Origin of the sequence: Asticcacaulis sp. AC466, from assembly GCF_000495815.1 — a bacterium.
Classification (GTDB): Bacteria; Pseudomonadota; Alphaproteobacteria; order Caulobacterales; family Caulobacteraceae; genus Asticcacaulis.
Genome location: NZ_AWGE01000017.1, coordinates 118,603 through 134,616, shown reverse-complemented (window position 1 = coordinate 134,616; position 16,014 = coordinate 118,603). Strand labels below are relative to the sequence as shown.

Below are 16,014 nucleotides of genomic sequence, written 5' to 3'. Positions count from 1 at the left end.
CGCTTTTAAAGCGCGCGCCAGGCAATATCCGTGCGGTAGAAGCCGCCCGGCCAGTCTATCTGGTTTATTGCGGCGTAGGCCTTGTCACGGGCATCCTGCAAGCTCTTACCGCGTGCGCAGATATTGAGCACGCGCCCGCCGGCCGCGCGCAGATTGCCATCGGCGTCGCGGCTGGTGCCGGCGTGAAATACGGTGACGTCGCGACCGAAATCCTGTTCGGCGCCGCGAATGATCGATCCTGACAAGGGACTGTCGGGATAGCCCTTGGCCGCATAGACAACACAGACGGCGGGCTCATCATGCCATTCCGGCGGCGGAAGCTGTTTCAGCCCCCCCGTGGCCGCCGCCATGAGATAGGGTACGATGTCGCTTTTGAGGCGCAGCATCAGAACCTGGCATTCCGGATCGCCAAAGCGGGCATTGTATTCGACCAGGCGCGGCTTGCCGTCCTCGATCATCAGGCCGGCATAAAGCACGCCCTTGTACGGATTGCCTTCCGCCTTCATACCCGCCATGGTCGGCGCCAAAATGTCATTTTGCGTCACGCGCAGAAGGTCCGGCGTCACCACCGGTGCGGGACTATAGGTGCCCATGCCGCCCGTGTTTGGCCCGGTATCGCCGTCAAAGGCGCGTTTGTGATCCTGAGCCCAGCCGAAAAGCATCGCCGTTTCACCGTCGCACAGGGCGAAGACCGACGCTTCCTCGCCGGTCATGAATTCCTCGATGACGATATTGGAACTGGCCGGCCCATAACGCCCGCCCAGCATGGCTTCGATCTCGGCAACCGCGTCCTGATAGTCTGGAGAAATAGCAACGCCCTTGCCGGCTGCCAGGCCGTCCGCCTTGATGACATAGGGCGGGCTATAGGTTTTGAGGAAGGCGCGCGCCTCGGCCACATTGTCGAAGGTTTCGGATTGCGCCGTCGGGATATTGTGACGCTTGCAGAAATCCTTGGTGAAGGCCTTGGACGCTTCCAGTTGAGCCGCCTTTTTCATCGGCCCAAAACACGGGATACCGGCCATGGCCATGCCGTCCGCCAATCCCTCGGCCAATGCGCTTTCCGGTCCAACGATGACCAGATCGGCGGCGATTTCCCGCGCCAATACGACGAGCCCTACAACATCGGTCGCTTTGACATCGCGGCATTCGCCAAGCGCAGCCATGCCGGGATTACCCGGCGCGATGACCAGACGCTGGCACAGCGGTGACTGGGCAATTTTCCATGCCAGGGCGTGTTCGCGGCCGCCCGAACCGATCAGCAGAATATTCATGGTTTCCGCTTCCCCCACGATAGCCGCCGGGTCAAGCCCCTTTTGCGTAGGCGACGAAAAAAGCCATCCCGTCATGCAAGGCAGATGGTAAGGCCTGCCCGTACGATTTTGATTATATTGAGTATATCTATCGTCGGTTTAACTGGCCAGCCTATGCGGCGTCACCGTCCCTTCAAGACAGGTATGCAAGGTATTGAAAAACTGCGGCATATCGATCGGCTTGGTCAGGACATGCGTGAAGCCCTGCCCGCGTGTATCATCCGATAGTTTGGTCTGGGCCGCCGCGCTCAAGGCCACGATCGGCGTATCGCCATTCAATAGGCTGGCTTCGCGAATGCGCCGCGTCGCGGTAATACCGTCCATAACCGGCATCTGAATATCCATGAAAATCAAATCGAAACGCTGGGTTTCGCAAATGTCGAGCGCTTCCTGACCGTCACAGACTTCGAAGATTTCCAGCCCTGAGTCGGTCAGCAACAGGCGGATAAGCTCACGGTTTATCGGATGGTCGTCGACGATCAGGACCTTGCGATCTTCGAGAAACACAGGCTTGAGGTCTTCCTTCGCCTTTGCCGCCGCGGGCGCAGCGACGACGCTGACGGGAATTTCGAACCAGAAGCAGCTGCCTTCGCCAGGTGTCGAATTGACGCCGATTTCGCCCTTCATCAACTTGATGATTTCATAACAGATGGACAGTCCCAGGCCCGAACCGCCATATTTACGGTTGATGCTGTTGTCGATCTGGTTAAACCGGGTGAATAAACGGGTTTGTTGTCGGGTCGTCAAACCGGGGCCGCTGTCACGTACTTCGACCCGCAAGGTCGCACCCTTGCGTCCCGGCAATACCTGGGCGCTGAGGCGGACAAAGCCCTGCTGAGTAAATTTGCACGCATTGCCGACTAGATTATACAGCACCTGGCGGATGCGCAGATCATCTATCCTCAACCAATCCGGCGACACAGGATCATAGTCCACGCCAATCTCTATGTTTCGGCTCTCGGTCAGGCTGGCGAACTGATCAATGATATCGCCGGCAAGATTACGCAGGTCGGTAGGTTGCGGGTCCAGCTTGACCTGCCCCGCCTCAAGCTTTGAAAAGTCAAGAATATCCGTGATCAGGCTAAGGAGGGCCTCACCGGCCTTATTGATGCGGCCAACATAGTGTCGGGCGTCATTCGGCATGTCGCCCACACTATTCAGCAAGGTGGCATAGCCGAGAATAGTGGTCAGCGGTGTGCGGATTTCGTGGCTCATATTGGACAGGAAGTCCGACTTGGCCAATTGGTGTGCCTCCGCATTTTCCTTGGCGGCACGAAGGTTGTCTTCCAACTGCGCCTGCTCTGTAATGTCCTGCAAAATACCGAAAATAAAATCGGGGGCACCATCATCGCCCAATTCGACACCGCCCTTCGAATAGACAATTCGCTCTGCTCCGTCAGACCGGATGAGCCGCCGCTCGAAGGTGAAATCGCGTCCCGTCTGCATCGCCTCATGCACGCAGCGCGACACGGCATCGCGATCATCGGGATGGAAAAACTGAACGCCGTCTTCCACCGTCGGCTGGAAGGTATCGCGGCTCAGGCCGTGGATAGCGTATACGCCACGTGACCAGAAGGCTTCGCGCGTCCGGACGTTGATGTGCCAGTAGCCGACGCCGGCGACCTCTTCCATCAGCTCCAACTTACGCTGGGTTTCCTGCAATTTGCGGATAGCCGCTTTCCTGAGCGCATCCGTCTTACGCAGCGTCAAAAGACCCGATACGCTGTCCGCCAGTTTTTGCAGACGCCGCTTTTGCACCTCATCAAAACCGGCGCGCGGTTTGGTATCAATCACACAGAAGCTACCGATCAGTACACCTTCGTAACGCAATGGCGCACCCGCGTAAAAGCGGATGTAAGGCGCGCCCTTGACGAACGGATTTTCAGTGAAGCGCGTATCCAGCCTGGCGTCGGGAACCACCAGCACGTCGCCCAGTCGCACAGTATGTTCGCAGAAGGAGATTTTCGCCGGAATTGACTGGAACGACACGCCAACAGAGGAAATGAAGGTATGCTCCTCTCCGTCGATAAGCGAAATAAGCGCAATGGGCGCGTCAAAGATATCTGCGGCCAGGCTGGTCAGGTGATCGAACCCGTAATCCGGCTCCGCCTCGGAGACGTCCGGCTGATAAAACGCCGCATGACGCCTGATATCCACGTCCAAGGGTAGCTTAAATTGACTCATAAGGCACGCTCTGATCGTGAATACTAAAGGCCCTACCCTATGTTGTTATGATTGAAAAAAAGCTAAAGATTTGTACACATTGCGCGCTTACTGCTGGATTTGCTCACCGCCCGCATCTTGGGCTCGATTTGTCCTTCGTTTTATCCTCAAGCTACTCAAAAAGAGCTGACACAGTACCGGTAAGCGCTTTAAACTGACGACATGGCCAACGACCTTTATTTCTCCGCCGATTCGACGCCTCAGGTTCAGACCCTTCAGACTCAGGGCCTTCAAACCAATGCGCAGGCCTATTCCGTCTCGGAACTGGCAGGTGCCCTGAAACGCACGCTGGAAACGACGTATGATCATGTGCGTTTGCGCGGTGAAATTTCAAAGGTTACGCGCCACAGCTCCGGTCACGTCTACCTGACGCTCAAGGACGACAAGGCGGCCATAGACGGCGTCATCTGGAAAGGCAATGTCAGCCGATTGCAGGCTCAGCCGGACCAGGGACTGGAAGTCATCGTCACCGGTAAGATCACGACATTTCCCGCATCGTCCAAATACCAGATCGTCATCGAAGCAATGGAAGTCGCCGGCGTCGGCGCGCTTCTGGCGCAGCTCGATCGCATCAAGAAGAAGCTGCACGGCGAAGGCTTGTTCGATCCAGCTAAAAAGAAGCCCTTGCCCTACGCACCCCGGACCATCGGGGTCATTACCTCACCCACCGGCGCTGTTATCCGCGACATACTTCACCGGATTCGTGATCGCTGGCCTTGCCGTGTCATTGTCTGGCCGGTGATTGTTCAAGGCGATGCTGCCGTCCCGCAGGTGATCGGCGCCCTGCGCGGTTTCCAGAACGACCCGGCCCTGCCCCGCCCGGACGTGCTGATTGTCGCGCGCGGCGGCGGCTCAGTGGAGGATCTGTGGGCCTTCAATAGCGAAGACATGGCGCGCGCAGTTCATGCCTGCACCATCCCCATCATCTCCGCCGTCGGGCACGAAACCGATACAACCTTGATCGACTATGTCAGCGATCGCCGCGCACCGACACCAACAGGCGCCGCCGAAATGGCAACGCCAGTCATCGGCGAGCTGCGTGCCTTTACCGCCGATCTCGAACGCCGGCGTCAGGCCTGCATGTCGCGCGGATTGGAAAGCCGCCGCGAACGGCTTACCATGCTGGCGCGCGCCCTGCCCAGGCCGCTGGACCTGATCAATACGGCCCAACAACGGCTCGATTACGTCGCGCACCGCCAGGACGGCGGCCTGTTGCAAAACCTCAACCTGCACCGGACAGCTTTTGTCGGTATTTCCGGCCGATTTACGCCAAGCTTGCTGGAACGCGAGTACCAGCTAAAAAAGGACCGTCTGAACCAGTTCGGGGAGCGCCTGTCGCGCGGCGGAACGCGCCTGATTGATCAGGCCGAAGGCCATGCCCGCCTGCCGGCGCTTGAGAAGCGCATGGCCGAGGCGTTTATCCGTTGCGCGGACAAGAAGGGCGAACGTCTGCCGGAACTTGACCGGCGTTTACATGAGGCACTGAAACGCCTGGTCGAACAGCGCGGGCAACGCTTGCCCGATCTGGCGCGACGCCTGCCCGAAGCCTTCATGCGCGATCTGAAACAACGCGAGGAACGCGTTAAACGGCTTGAACAATTGCGCCTTAGTCTGAACCCTGACCGTCCGCTCGATCTCGGTTTCGCCCGGGTCAACCGACGCGATGGCGCCCTGCTCAAATCGCCCGTTGGTGTCGACAACGGCGACGAACTGGTTCTGACCTTCAAGGACAATCAGACGCTGGACGTTATCGCGGGAAGCGCCGGCGCGTCACCGAAGTCCGCGACCAAACCGCTATCGCCCAAGCCTAAACCCGTTACGCCCGACCAGGGTAGCCTGTTTTAGCACTCCGCGCTGACCAAGTTCTCCCTTGATCGTCGCCAGACGGAAGCTTATGTTGGCTCTATGAATATGCATACGCCCTCCACTCCCCTGCCTGGTCAGGCCATCCTCCATTACGGCGACGGCGATTACACCGTCATGCGCCCGGGAAAGTTCGTGATCTGCGCCATTTCCGGCAAGCAGGTTCCGCTTGAGGCGCTCAAATACTGGAACCCACGTACCCAGGAAGCCTTCGCCGGCCCAGAGGAGGCCTTGCAACGTTGGAAAAGCTTACCCCCCCTCTCCGCCAAGGGTTGAACCGACGGTCCCTGCTGCGTCTCGGTGTCGCCGCGTTGGGTGCATCCTTTCCAGGCATCCTGAATGCGGCCACTCCGCAGCCGGCCTTGCCGTTCGGGTTGCGGGGCAAGTTCCAGCAGAGCGGCTATTGCATCGGCCGCGGCGCGCCCAACGCGGAGCTATGGGTTGACGGTTTCATGCGCGGTCGCACTTCCGAAACCGGCTGGTTCTACGTTGGTTTTGATCGTGATTCCGTACCGACCTGTAGTCTGGAAATACGCACACCGACGCGCACAGACTTGACGCGCTTCGCCATCGCCCCGACCACCTATGATCTGCAACACGTCGATGGCCTGCCGCCGGAGACGGTGACCCCGACCGATCCGGCCAATCTGGAACGCATCAAGCGAGATACGGCCCTGAAAAATGTCGCCTTCGCCAGCCGCGACGGCAGCGATTATTTCAAGGGCGGCTTCATCTATCCCCTTAAGAAATTTCAGGTCTCCGGCCACTTCGGGAATCAGCGCGTACTCAACGGCGTACCCAAAAGCCCCCATTACGGTTTTGACATGGCCGCACCGGTCGGCACCCCCGTCTACGCCCCTCAAGCCGGCCTCGTTGTCCTGGCCGAGCCTGATCTGTTTTACGAGGGCGGGCTGACGCTTATCGACCACGGCCAGGGGGTTATTTCCATGTATCTGCACCAGTCGGAGCTTCTGGTCAAAAAGGGAGATCATGTCCGCCAGACGCAGATCATTGGTCGGGTTGGCGCGAAAGGCCGCGCTACCGGACCGCACCTTTGCTGGCGGTTGAAATGGGGCGATCGCCGCATGGACCCCAGTTTGATGGTCGGTTGACCCTAGGTTTTCGTTATTTTTCCCCAAATGCATTGTCTGTGCCAAACCCTTTTCGCGCAAGGGATGCCTCGTCCCGGCCTTGATCATATCGACCTGCATTACTGATTTTTGACGCAACCGCCTGAATTATTCACTTGAAAACAAATCCGCATTCCGCTTATCAGTCAGACGCGTTCGCAATAACAACCTAATAAAAACGTCCGTCTTTTCAAATCCTTCAATTGAACCCATGGCCGATTACAGCAGCCTTAAAATTTTGCTGATCGAAGATAATCAGCATATGCGCTCAATCGTCACCGCGATCCTCAAAGGGTCGGGTATCCGCAACGTGCGTGAAGCACGCGACGGCGCCGAAGGGCTGGACATGCTGCGCCAATACCCCGCCGATATCGCTTTAGTTGATTTCAACATGGATCCGATCGATGGCGTGGAATTCACAAAAATGCTGCGTAACGCGTCGGATTCGTCCAATCCGTACCTGCCCATCATTATGATCACAGGCCATTCCGAACGGTCGCGTGTCATCCAGGCGCGTGATTCGGGCGTCAACGAATTCGTCGTAAAGCCGCTGACCGCCCGCGCGCTTCTGGGGCGAATGGACTCTGTGATTATGCGTCCAAGACCGTTTATCCGGTGTAGAACCTATTTCGGTCCCGATCGCCGTCGCACCAATGACGCGTCATATAGCGGTCCATTGCGCAGAAATACGGACGGCACGCTCTAACACCCGCCTGTTAATAAGTGTTAACGCCCTATTTGCCTCCTTGTTGAATCAATTCATAGTTGGCATAAGATTCTATGCCACTTTTGGCGATTTGGGACCTCCTATGGGCAGATTTACCCCGGCCATTCTTGTCTTGACCTACATACTGCTGAGCGCCAGCGTGGCGGCAATGGTGTGGAAGGGCGGTTCCGATGGTGGAGCGGCCATAGCTGTTCTGGCCGGTGTCCTAGGTGTATGCCTGTCATTTCACGCCTACGCGTCTCAGCAACTGGCCGAACGGCGCATCACCCGTGATGTTGAAAACGTGCGGGAAGCGCACCGCCTGATGGTTGACGCCATCGATTCGACCCAAAAGGACATGATTGAACTGGCAGACCGCGTGCAAAACCAGCGTACGTCACGGTCCGAAGAACTGACTTCAGAAGTCAAGATGCTTGAGGACCTGGTCATGAAACTGGGCGAAAGCATAGAAGACCGCATGACCGAATGGCGTGCTGCGCCTGCGGTGGTGCCGCTGCATGGCTCTCCCGCCATGAACCACAAGGAAGCCCAGGCCCTGGCACTGATCGAGACGATTCGCGAGGCGCTTATTGCCAATCGCGTCGACCTGTATCTTCAGCCGGTCGTGTCCCTGCCCCAGCGCAAGACGATTTTCTATGAAAGCTTCTCGCGTCTGCGCGACGTGTCGGGTCGCGTCCTTATGCCGGCTGAATATCTGACCGTGGCCGATGCGGAAGGGCTGGTCCCGTCCATAGACAACCTGCTCCTGTTCCGTTGTGTGCAGATTGTCCGCCGCCTGGCAAAGCAGGATCGACGCATCGGCATCTTCTGCAATATTTCTCTGACATCCCTGCGTGATGAAACCTTCTTCCCGCAGTTTCTCGAATTCCTCAATGAAAATCGTGACCTGGCCGGGTCTTTGATTTTTGAACTAGGGCAAGATGCCTTCGCCACCCGCGGCTCCGCCGAAGCGCGCAACATGGCCAAGCTGGCCGACCTGGGCTTCCGCTTCTCGATCGACAAGGTGACGACGATCGATTTCGACCTGCAGGACTTGCATCGCTCCGACGTGCGCTATGTCAAGGTCGGCGCGAACCTGCTTTTGGAGCAACTGCTTGACGTTGGAGGCAAGCCGGCACTCAAGTTCCTAAAGGACATCCATGCCGGCGACTATGCCGGATTGCTGGCACGCTACGGTATCGAAGTGATCGCCGAAAAGGTCGAAAGCGAACGTCAGGTGGTCGATATCCTCGACATCGAGATCGCCTATGCCCAAGGGCATTTGTTCGGTGAACCCCGCGCCATCAAGGAGCAGGTGCTTGCGGAAACTGATCCGCCGGCCGGCTTTATCAAGTCCACCCTGCCGCAGACACGCCGCCGGGCTTAAGGCGCGGTTGTCACTTCCCTTTCCGATATTTAGCCGCTAAACAGCCGGTATTTGCTGCGTAGGAATACCGATGTCCCATCCTGAACTGCTGAACGGTCTGGCCAATATCGCCGCCGATTACGATGCCATCTTCTGCGATATCTGGGGCGTGATCCACAACGGTCGTCAACACTTCCCGCCCGCCTACGAAGCCTTACGCCGGTTCAAGGCTGAGCGCGGTCCGGTCATCCTTATTTCCAATTCTCCGCGGCCACGCGAAAGCCTGGTCGGACAACTGGCCAGTCTGGGCATTCTGGACGACGGCTTTTCCGACGTCGTCTCATCCGGCGACGCAACGCGGGAATATCTCAAGAAATTCGCGCCGCAGGGCCCGGCCTGGCGTATCGGCGACCCACGCGAACAGTCGCTCTACGAAGGTATCGACATCGACCTGAGTGGCAAGCCGGAGACGGCCGCATTCATCTCCTGCACCTCACCGTTCGACGACGAGAACGATACAGCTGACCAGTATCTGCATGCCTTTACCATCGCGGCACAACGCAAGATCGTCATGATCTGCGCGAACCCGGACAAGGTGGTGCAGCGCGGCGACAAGATCATCATGTGCGCGGGCTCTCTGGCGGATCTTTATGCCAGCCTGGGCGGGCCGGTCATCATGGCGGGTAAGCCCTACGCACCGATCTACGAGATGTGCTACCAGGCGCTGGAAAAGATCACCGGCAAACCGCACGACAAGACGCGCATTCTCGCCATCGGCGACGGCTTGCCAACCGACGTCCTCGGCGCCAATGGCCAAGGCCTGGACCTCCTGTTTATTGCCGCCGGCATTCATGCTGCGGAGGCCACCAACGCCGAAGGTATTCTCGATCCGCTTCTGCTCAAAGCTGTGCTGGATACGCAGATGGCCAATTCAAAGTATGTCGCCGACGCCCTGCGCTGGGCCTGATCAATCTTGGCTGTGTGCCCGACTAAGACGGCTTCCTGTAGACGATAAAGCCAGACCTCAGAGCGACCTTGTCGTACAACGCTTGCGCCGTGCGGTTTGTTTCGTGCGTGTGCCAGTAGACGCGTGTGGTCCCTACCTGGGCGGCCGCCGCGTACACCCGTTCGATCAGTGCCCGCGCGACACCCTGACCACGCGCGGCCTCGGCGGTGAACAGATCCTGAAGATAGCAAGTCTGGGCGGTGGACGATGTCGAGTAATGAAACAGATAATGCGCCAGCCCCACCACCGTACCGCGGCTGACAGCGACGATGGCGTGTATAGGCATGGCCGGGTCTTGAAAGCGCGCCCACGTGGTTTGTGTCACGGCATCAGGCAGCGCGGTGGCACCGCTGCGGCCGTAAAAGGCGTTATAGCCTGTCCACAAAGGTAGCCACTGCGGGAAATCTTCGGCTTCGACGGGGCGAACAATCACATCAGACATGCGCAGAGATTAAGCCATGTCGACCGCCATGGAAGACACACTCTGTTTCCGAATGCAAAAACGCGGCGACCGGGAAGGCCGCCGCGTTTCTTCACCATCGCAATTGTCCATCTGCCCTCTTAGCGGGGCGTGGATGTCTTTGCTTTTTTATAGGTTTAGTCAAACAGGGCGTCGATATCGTCCTGGCTGTTCGTCTTGTTCATATCCTCGACTGTGAAGTCGAACAGGGCGTCGATATCGTCCTGCGAATTGGTGGTGTCCGGCGCTGGCGCTGATGCGGCAGCAGGCTTGGGCTCAGGTTTGGGTTCCGGCTTAGGCGCGGGCGCCGGTTCTGGCTTAGGTGCAGGGGCAACAGCAGTCGGGGCGGCCTTGGGAGCGGGTTCTGGTTCTGGCGCTTTCGCTGCGGGCTCGGGGGCCGGTTTGGCCTCCGGGACCTTGGCGGCGAGCGCGTCAGGCTTGATGGCCGGAGACACAGCGTCAAAACCTTCGTCGAACATCGCGTCGATAGCGTCCTGCTTCGTCTCAGGTCCACCGATAGCCGGACCGTTAAGCAACAGGTCGTGACGACGGCGCTCTTCGGCCGTCATCTCCTGCGGGTCGCTGTCTTCGACGCCAAGGGTGTTGGCCAGCTTGCCGACACGTTCCTCGATCTGCTTCAGGACATTGACCACCTTAGAGACGCGCTGGCCGGTGATATCCTGGAACGAACAGGCCTCGAAAATTTTCATGACCTCGTCATCGACCGCCGCCTTGTAGGCGTTGGCGTCACCGCCGAACTGATCGATTGAGAAGCCCATCATGGCTTCGGCCGAATTCATGATTGAGTGGGTGGCATTTTCCGTGTCGCGGGTGATGGCTTCCAATTCCGCACCCGCTGTCGGAATGCGTTCCTGCGAAATGTCGTGAGGACGCATTTCGCGGATCTCTTCCTTGGCCTTGGCGATGTAGCCGGCGATGATGCTGAATTCTTCCGAACGACGCTTGTCGAGTTGCTGGAAGAAACCACGCATCAGGGCGACAAGCGCTTCGGACTGCTGCATCAGATTGATGAGCTTTGGCTCCAATTCGCCAGACATGGCGGACTGATACACGTCGCCAGCGTGACTTTCGTCCAATTTTGATGCGGGCATAGCCATTAAAGTCAACCTACTTGAATAAAGGTCTTAGAATTCACCGAGAACAGCTGTTATCTTCTGTTTCAGGGTCGCCGCATTGAAAGGTTTAACAATGTAATTGTTAACACCGGCTTTCTTGGCAGCGATAACGTTTTCCGTCTTTGATTCTGCAGTGACCATGATGAAGGGCGTACGCTTCAGGCCATCATCGGCGCGAACCTTGAGCAGCAGTTCATAGCCGGTCATCGGCTCCATGTTCCAGTCAGAGATGACCAGGCCATAGGAACTCTTTTTCATCTTGTCGAGCGCCTCGGTGCCGTCCGAAGCTTCTTCAACATTTTCAAACCCAAGCTGCTTGAGCAGATTGGAGATAATTCGCAGCATGGTCTTGTAATCATCAACAACCAAGACCGGCATGGACATATCGATGGCCATGTAACGCCCCACTTTTTCTAAGCTAGCCCTGCAAAAGCGCAGGCCCTTCCTTTAAGACAGGGCCAGAATAGCCATGAGACGATAAAATCAGGTTAAGAGCGTTTTTAAAAATTATCATTACTTTTCAATGATATAGACTATATTAACTACGATCTATGGTGAAAATTTCCTAGCTGTTTTCATTTTTTTGTCCCGCTTCGGCACGATTTTGGATAAGCAAGGCTTATGACTAACACCTATTATATCGATGAATTGTCGATCGATCAGACCGCCTCGCGCGTCTTCACCGTCGACGATGCGGCCATACAGGCCTTCGCCGACGTATCGACAGACCATAATCCGGTTCATGTCGACGAAGCCTTCGCGGCCCAGTCGCCGTTCAAAGGGCGCATCGCCCACGGAATGCTGCTGGGGGCCTATATTTCAGCGACCCTCGCGTCGGACCTGCCTGGGCGTGGCTCCATCTACGTCTCGCAGACGCTTGACTTCAAGCGCGCTGTACGCCCTGGTGATGAAGCGACCGTCGAAGTGACGATCCGCGACATCGATCTGAAATCTGGCCACGTGACATTATCGACCCTTGTAAAGGTGCGTAACAAGACCATGTTGAGCGGAACCGCCGTCGTCATCGCTCCCAAACGCCCAGTCTGAAGTGCCGTCCTCCGCTCTCACAGTTATAACCCTGACGCTTGGCGCCGATAATGCCGTGTCGGCGGATAAACCACTGCCCGCCGGCGCCTGCGCCGCGATCGGCAGCTTCGACGGCGTACATATTGGTCATCAGCACGTCATCGAATCCGCCATCGCCGCCGCGCGAGCCAACGGGGCGCCATCGGCGGTTATATGTTTCGATCCGCATCCGCAGACCTTCTTTCACAAGGACGGCCAGCCCTTCCGCCTGATGACGCTGCCCCAGCAGCTGCATGCTTTTGAACGCCTTGGCATCGACTATACATTTGTGCTGCGCTTCGACGGCCATCTGTCTTCGCTGAGCGCCGAAGATTTCGCCCGTCTCATCCTGCACGATACGCTTCACCTGTCACATGTTTCGGCGGGATTCGATTTTCAATTCGGCAAACGCGGTGGCGGCCATGCGGCCGACCTGGTGAAATTCGGCGCCGACCTCGGCTTCACCACCGATATACTGCCCTGCCAGACGGACGCTAAGGGGAACAAACTCTCATCCTCGGCCGTTCGGGAAGCCCTCCTCGCCGGGGATGTCGCCACAGCGACAGCGATTCTAGGCCGCCCGCAGGCCTATAGTGGCGAGGTCGTGCATGGCGCAAAGCAAGGGCGGACCATCGACTTCCCGACGCTCAACCTCAGGCTCGGCGACTACCAACGGCCGCGCTATGGCATTTATGTGACCCGCACCACCCTCCCCGACGGCTGCCAGATCAACGGTGTCAGTAATATCGGCGTGCGCCCCACAGTCGGCGGAAACATCGAACTGCTGGAAACCTATCTGTTCGACTTCAATGAAGACGTTTATGGACAGGTGGTCGAGACGGCTCTGCTGGATTTCATTCGCTCCGAAGCGAAGTTCGATTCGTTCGAAGCCATGAAACTGGAAATCCAGAACGATGCTGCCAAGGCCCGGGCATGGTTCACGCAAGCGGACGGCCTCACGGCAACTTAGGAGCGACATACAAGTGGAAGCTCATCTCGAAACCGTGTAAACCAAATACATCGCGTTTCAGGAATTGTAGATGCCGATCCAAGCTCCGCCACAGAATGCGCCCACGACCGAAAGCGTCACTCCCCTGGCCAAGGCGATTTTTGACAATGCCATCGACGGCCTGATCACCATAGATGATCAAGGCATCATCGAAAGTTTCAATCCCGCTTGCGAGAAGATATTCGGCTATGAGGCGTTTGAAATCGTCGGCCATAATATTCGCGTATTGATGCCGGAACCGTACCATAGCGAACATGACGGATATCTTGAGCACTACAAGACAACGGGCAAGGCACGTATAATCGGCACCAGCGGGCGGGAAGTCTCAGGTCAGCGCAAGGACGGAACCATATTTCCACTCGATTTGTCGATCAGCCGCTTCGAACACGACGGGCGCCAACACTTTTGCGGCATCATCCGCGACATTAGCCAGCATAAGCAGAGAGAAAAAGAACTGCGCGACAGCGAATCGCGCATCCGGTCTCTTGTTACGAGCACGGTTGACGGCCTGATCACCATCAATGCCAGCGGACAAATCGACACCTTCAACCCGGCGTGCGAAAAGATATTCGGGTATTCGGCGGCCGAACTGGCTGGGAAAAATATCCGCGTCCTGATGCCTGAGCCGTATCACAGCGAACATGATGGATATCTCGAAAACTATCAACGCACGGGCCAGGCCCATATCATCGGAACCAGCGGTCGCGAGGTGCGCGGCAGACGCAAGGATGGCTCAGAGTTTCCGATGGACCTGTCGATCAGCCGCTACGAATTGGATGACGGCGTCTATTTTTGCGGCATCATTCGCGACATCACCAAGGCAAAAGCTGCGGAAGATAGCCGCCAGCAGCTGATGCAACGACTTATGGAATCCAACACGGAGTTGGAACGCTTCGCCTATGTTGCATCGCATGACATGCAGGAACCCATCCGCATGGTCGCCAATTTCAGCGAAATCCTGGTGAATGAATATCAAGCCCAGCTTGACGCAGATGGCCGGGAATTCCTCGAAATCATCAACAGCTCCGCGATTCGCTTGCAAGACATGGTGCACGACCTGCTGCAATATGCGCGGCTAGGGCGGGAAAGCCTGAGTTTCGGCGAGGTCAATCTGGAAGAGCAACTGGAGCACGTGAAGATAAACCTCAGCGAACTTATCCGCGATTCCGGCGTGGAAATTTATAATGCCCCCTTGCCCGTCGTCAGCGGCAGCAGCGTTCAGTTGCTTCGGCTACTCCAAAACCTGATAGCGAACGCCATCAAATATCAGCCCGCCAACGCTCACCCCGTCATCCGGATCACCTGCGACCCGCAAGACAATTATTGGCGCATTGCCGTTTCAGACAACGGTATCGGCATCTCGTCGGACTTCGTCACCCAGGTATTCGAGCCATTTCGACGATTGCACACGTGGGATGCCATAAAAGGAACGGGTCTGGGGCTAGCCGTGTGCCGGAAGATCGTCGAAAGTCATGACGGGCAAATATGGGCGAACTCTTCGCCTGGGAACGGTAGCACCTTCTATTTTACCCTCCCCAAAACCAGAGAGCGGCCTCCTCAATGACCTTCACCGGTACAGCCTTCTCCGTCAATCGTAAGGTCTTCCGTCTCGCGTAGATGCGCCGAGCGCCGCTCGGCAGCGGAAATAGGCCACGGATCAGTGAAATTGGCTATCAGACCACGCCCCAGCCCGTCCAAACGCGCGACATAAACGTCCCATTGCGCCAGGCGCGCCAAGTCCACCTGCCCTGCCTTATCCCCCAGCCGTAGGCGCAGCTCCGCCACCACGCGAGCCTTCTTCGCCGCACGACGTTGCAATTCGTGACCGATTGCCGCGCAATGGGCCCGGTTATCCCGGTCCGCCTGATTTCCTGCGCGGCCAATAACCGAAACAAAGCATAAAAACATAGCCAAAGCGGCGATAAGTCGTGAGCGCATGCTTATCGGCTAATGCCCCGCTGCGCTCGCGTCAACCAGCCGCGTTCACCCGCCTTACGGGTTGACGCAGGATGGTTCTGAGTTTATCGGGCGCCACCTTGCGTGCATCGCTGAGGTAGATTTCATGATGCCTGCCGGCTTCGGTTAACCCATGGGCCGGCAACCATTCCGTATGCAGCCGTTCAAGCGTCGGCCCTTCGTCGTCAAATGGCCCGACATGCAGAATTTGAGCGCATAAGCCCTCTTCCAGCCGTTCCAGACGGACCTTTTCCAGACCTGGCAGGCCCTTCTTCATCACGACCTCGCTCAGCGCGGCACAGAGATGTGGCTTTTCTATCCAGTCCGGTTGCAGGATCATCATTGTCCAAGACCATTTGTCCTTTTGTCGCGCCACGAAGCTGTTCATGTCCCTTGCCCACCAGAGCCCCTCAAGCGGCCCCACCACGTAATCACGGTCAAAGGCCCGCTTGCTCATGAATTTAAGGGTATAGGACAGGGAATACAGAGCCTCTATGGCCTGTGGATAGTCAGCGACTGTATTCGGGTCGCCATAACCATCGAACATCAGATATTGCAATGGTGGCACCTCGACCAGGGCGAAGTCCTTTGCGGGCGCGCTATACAGCGATTTATGTTCGGTTTTGAGATCGATCTTGCTCAACGAAGCCTCCATGCCGGCCGATGTACCCCACCCTAAATGCGGGTATCGCCAAAATCTGCCAGCAGGCTTCGCCACTTTGCCCTAGGCAAGTTTGGGGCGCTCTGATAAAGCCAGAGCCCATGTTGATGTCCGGCCGCCAGA

At 57.3% G+C, this 16,014-nt stretch carries 16 protein-coding genes; 9 read left to right on the top strand and 7 right to left on the bottom strand.

Going from position 1 to position 16,014, the window contains the following annotated elements; genetic code table 11:
* Window positions 1-5 precede the first annotated feature (5 nt).
* Window positions 6-1,271 (bottom strand): phosphoribosylamine--glycine ligase, encoded by a 1,266-nt coding sequence (gene purD, locus AEAC466_RS38675; RefSeq protein WP_031239201.1) that lies wholly within the window; start codon window positions 1,269-1,271, stop codon window positions 6-8.
* A gap of 138 nt (window positions 1,272-1,409) precedes the next feature.
* Complete coding sequence (locus AEAC466_RS38670; RefSeq protein WP_023459292.1) at window positions 1,410-3,494, bottom strand: GAF domain-containing hybrid sensor histidine kinase/response regulator; 2,085 nt, start codon at window positions 3,492-3,494, stop codon at window positions 1,410-1,412.
* 201 nt (window positions 3,495-3,695) lie between these two features.
* Between AEAC466_RS38670 and xseA the strand changes: the two genes are divergently transcribed.
* The 6 genes from xseA to AEAC466_RS38640 all read left to right on the top strand — a co-directional run bounded on the left by xseA (window position 3,696) and on the right by AEAC466_RS38640 (window position 9,565).
* Window positions 3,696-5,378: an exodeoxyribonuclease VII large subunit gene (xseA, locus tag AEAC466_RS38665; protein ID WP_023459291.1), complete on the top strand. Its 1,683-nt coding sequence runs from the start codon at window positions 3,696-3,698 to the stop codon at window positions 5,376-5,378.
* A 60-nt stretch (window positions 5,379-5,438) separates the two neighbouring features.
* Entirely contained in the window at window positions 5,439-5,672 is a 234-nt protein-coding gene (locus AEAC466_RS38660) for a DUF2093 domain-containing protein (protein ID WP_023459290.1), read from the top strand.
* Window positions 5,636-6,508 (top strand): M23 family metallopeptidase, encoded by an 873-nt coding sequence (locus AEAC466_RS38655; RefSeq protein WP_031239200.1) that lies wholly within the window; start codon window positions 5,636-5,638, stop codon window positions 6,506-6,508. The genes AEAC466_RS38660 and AEAC466_RS38655 overlap by 37 nt, the downstream gene beginning before the upstream one ends.
* 229 nt (window positions 6,509-6,737) lie before the next feature.
* Complete coding sequence (locus tag AEAC466_RS38650) at window positions 6,738-7,232, top strand: response regulator (protein ID WP_023459288.1); 495 nt, start codon at window positions 6,738-6,740, stop codon at window positions 7,230-7,232.
* 103 nt (window positions 7,233-7,335) lie between these two features.
* Entirely contained in the window at window positions 7,336-8,619 is a 1,284-nt protein-coding gene (tipF, locus tag AEAC466_RS38645) for a flagella assembly cyclic-di-GMP phosphodiesterase TipF (protein WP_023459287.1), read from the top strand.
* A gap of 70 nt (window positions 8,620-8,689) precedes the next feature.
* The gene (locus AEAC466_RS38640; protein ID WP_023459286.1) at window positions 8,690-9,565 is read left to right on the top strand and encodes a TIGR01459 family HAD-type hydrolase; all 876 of its coding nucleotides are present in this window, start codon (window positions 8,690-8,692) and stop codon (window positions 9,563-9,565) included.
* A gap of 22 nt (window positions 9,566-9,587) precedes the next feature.
* Here AEAC466_RS38640 and AEAC466_RS38635 read toward each other — a convergent pair whose 3' ends face one another.
* The 3 genes from AEAC466_RS38635 to AEAC466_RS38625 all read right to left on the bottom strand — a co-directional run bounded on the left by AEAC466_RS38635 (window position 9,588) and on the right by AEAC466_RS38625 (window position 11,596).
* Window positions 9,588-10,046: a GNAT family N-acetyltransferase gene (locus AEAC466_RS38635; RefSeq protein WP_023459285.1), complete on the bottom strand. Its 459-nt coding sequence runs from the start codon at window positions 10,044-10,046 to the stop codon at window positions 9,588-9,590.
* A 155-nt stretch (window positions 10,047-10,201) separates the two neighbouring features.
* On the bottom strand, window positions 10,202-11,182 hold the full coding sequence (locus AEAC466_RS38630; protein WP_031239199.1) for a protein phosphatase CheZ: 981 nt from the start codon (window positions 11,180-11,182) through the stop codon (window positions 10,202-10,204).
* Window positions 11,183-11,209: 27 nt separating this feature from the next.
* On the bottom strand, window positions 11,210-11,596 hold the full coding sequence (locus AEAC466_RS38625) for a response regulator (protein WP_023459283.1): 387 nt from the start codon (window positions 11,594-11,596) through the stop codon (window positions 11,210-11,212).
* 225 nt (window positions 11,597-11,821) lie between these two features.
* Here AEAC466_RS38625 and AEAC466_RS38620 point away from each other — a divergent pair, with 225 nt between their 5' ends.
* The 3 genes from AEAC466_RS38620 (at window position 11,822) to AEAC466_RS38610 (ending at window position 14,838) form a co-directional block, all read left to right on the top strand.
* Window positions 11,822-12,247, top strand: coding sequence for a MaoC family dehydratase (locus AEAC466_RS38620; protein WP_023459282.1), 426 nt, complete (start codon window positions 11,822-11,824; stop codon window positions 12,245-12,247).
* A 1-nt stretch (window position 12,248) separates the two neighbouring features.
* On the top strand, window positions 12,249-13,235 hold the full coding sequence (ribF, locus tag AEAC466_RS38615; RefSeq protein ID WP_023459281.1) for a riboflavin biosynthesis protein RibF: 987 nt from the start codon (window positions 12,249-12,251) through the stop codon (window positions 13,233-13,235).
* A 70-nt stretch (window positions 13,236-13,305) separates the two neighbouring features.
* The gene (locus AEAC466_RS38610) at window positions 13,306-14,838 is read left to right on the top strand and encodes a PAS domain-containing sensor histidine kinase (RefSeq protein ID WP_023459280.1); all 1,533 of its coding nucleotides are present in this window, start codon (window positions 13,306-13,308) and stop codon (window positions 14,836-14,838) included.
* Here the strand turns inward: AEAC466_RS38610 and AEAC466_RS38605 are convergent.
* The gene (locus tag AEAC466_RS38605; protein ID WP_155913760.1) at window positions 14,832-15,212 is read right to left on the bottom strand and encodes a hypothetical protein; all 381 of its coding nucleotides are present in this window, start codon (window positions 15,210-15,212) and stop codon (window positions 14,832-14,834) included. The two genes, AEAC466_RS38610 and AEAC466_RS38605, sit on opposite strands and share 7 nt — an antisense overlap.
* A gap of 31 nt (window positions 15,213-15,243) precedes the next feature.
* Window positions 15,244-15,873, bottom strand: coding sequence for a GyrI-like domain-containing protein (locus AEAC466_RS38600; protein WP_081714684.1), 630 nt, complete (start codon window positions 15,871-15,873; stop codon window positions 15,244-15,246).
* Window positions 15,874-16,014 lie beyond the last annotated feature (141 nt).

Bases quoted from the DNA above. Each gene is read 5' to 3' on its own strand.
- AEAC466_RS38640 (WP_023459286.1), top strand. From the start codon at position 8,690: ATGTCCCATCCTGAACTGCTGAACGGTCTGGCCAATATCGCCGCCGAT.
- AEAC466_RS38625 (WP_023459283.1), bottom strand. From the start codon at position 11,596: ATGGCCATCGATATGTCCATGCCGGTCTTGGTTGTTGATGATTACAAG.
- AEAC466_RS38635 (WP_023459285.1), bottom strand. From the start codon at position 10,046: ATGTCTGATGTGATTGTTCGCCCCGTCGAAGCCGAAGATTTCCCGCAG.
- AEAC466_RS38620 (WP_023459282.1), top strand. From the start codon at position 11,822: ATGACTAACACCTATTATATCGATGAATTGTCGATCGATCAGACCGCC.
- AEAC466_RS38605 (WP_155913760.1), bottom strand. From the start codon at position 15,212: ATGCGCTCACGACTTATCGCCGCTTTGGCTATGTTTTTATGCTTTGTT.
- xseA (WP_023459291.1), top strand. From the start codon at position 3,696: ATGGCCAACGACCTTTATTTCTCCGCCGATTCGACGCCTCAGGTTCAG.
- AEAC466_RS38660 (WP_023459290.1), top strand. From the start codon at position 5,439: ATGAATATGCATACGCCCTCCACTCCCCTGCCTGGTCAGGCCATCCTC.
- AEAC466_RS38670 (WP_023459292.1), bottom strand. From the start codon at position 3,494: ATGAGTCAATTTAAGCTACCCTTGGACGTGGATATCAGGCGTCATGCG.
- AEAC466_RS38610 (WP_023459280.1), top strand. From the start codon at position 13,306: ATGCCGATCCAAGCTCCGCCACAGAATGCGCCCACGACCGAAAGCGTC.
- tipF (WP_023459287.1), top strand. From the start codon at position 7,336: ATGGGCAGATTTACCCCGGCCATTCTTGTCTTGACCTACATACTGCTG.
- AEAC466_RS38630 (WP_031239199.1), bottom strand. From the start codon at position 11,182: ATGGCTATGCCCGCATCAAAATTGGACGAAAGTCACGCTGGCGACGTG.
- AEAC466_RS38650 (WP_023459288.1), top strand. From the start codon at position 6,738: ATGGCCGATTACAGCAGCCTTAAAATTTTGCTGATCGAAGATAATCAG.
- purD (WP_031239201.1), bottom strand. From the start codon at position 1,271: ATGAATATTCTGCTGATCGGTTCGGGCGGCCGCGAACACGCCCTGGCA.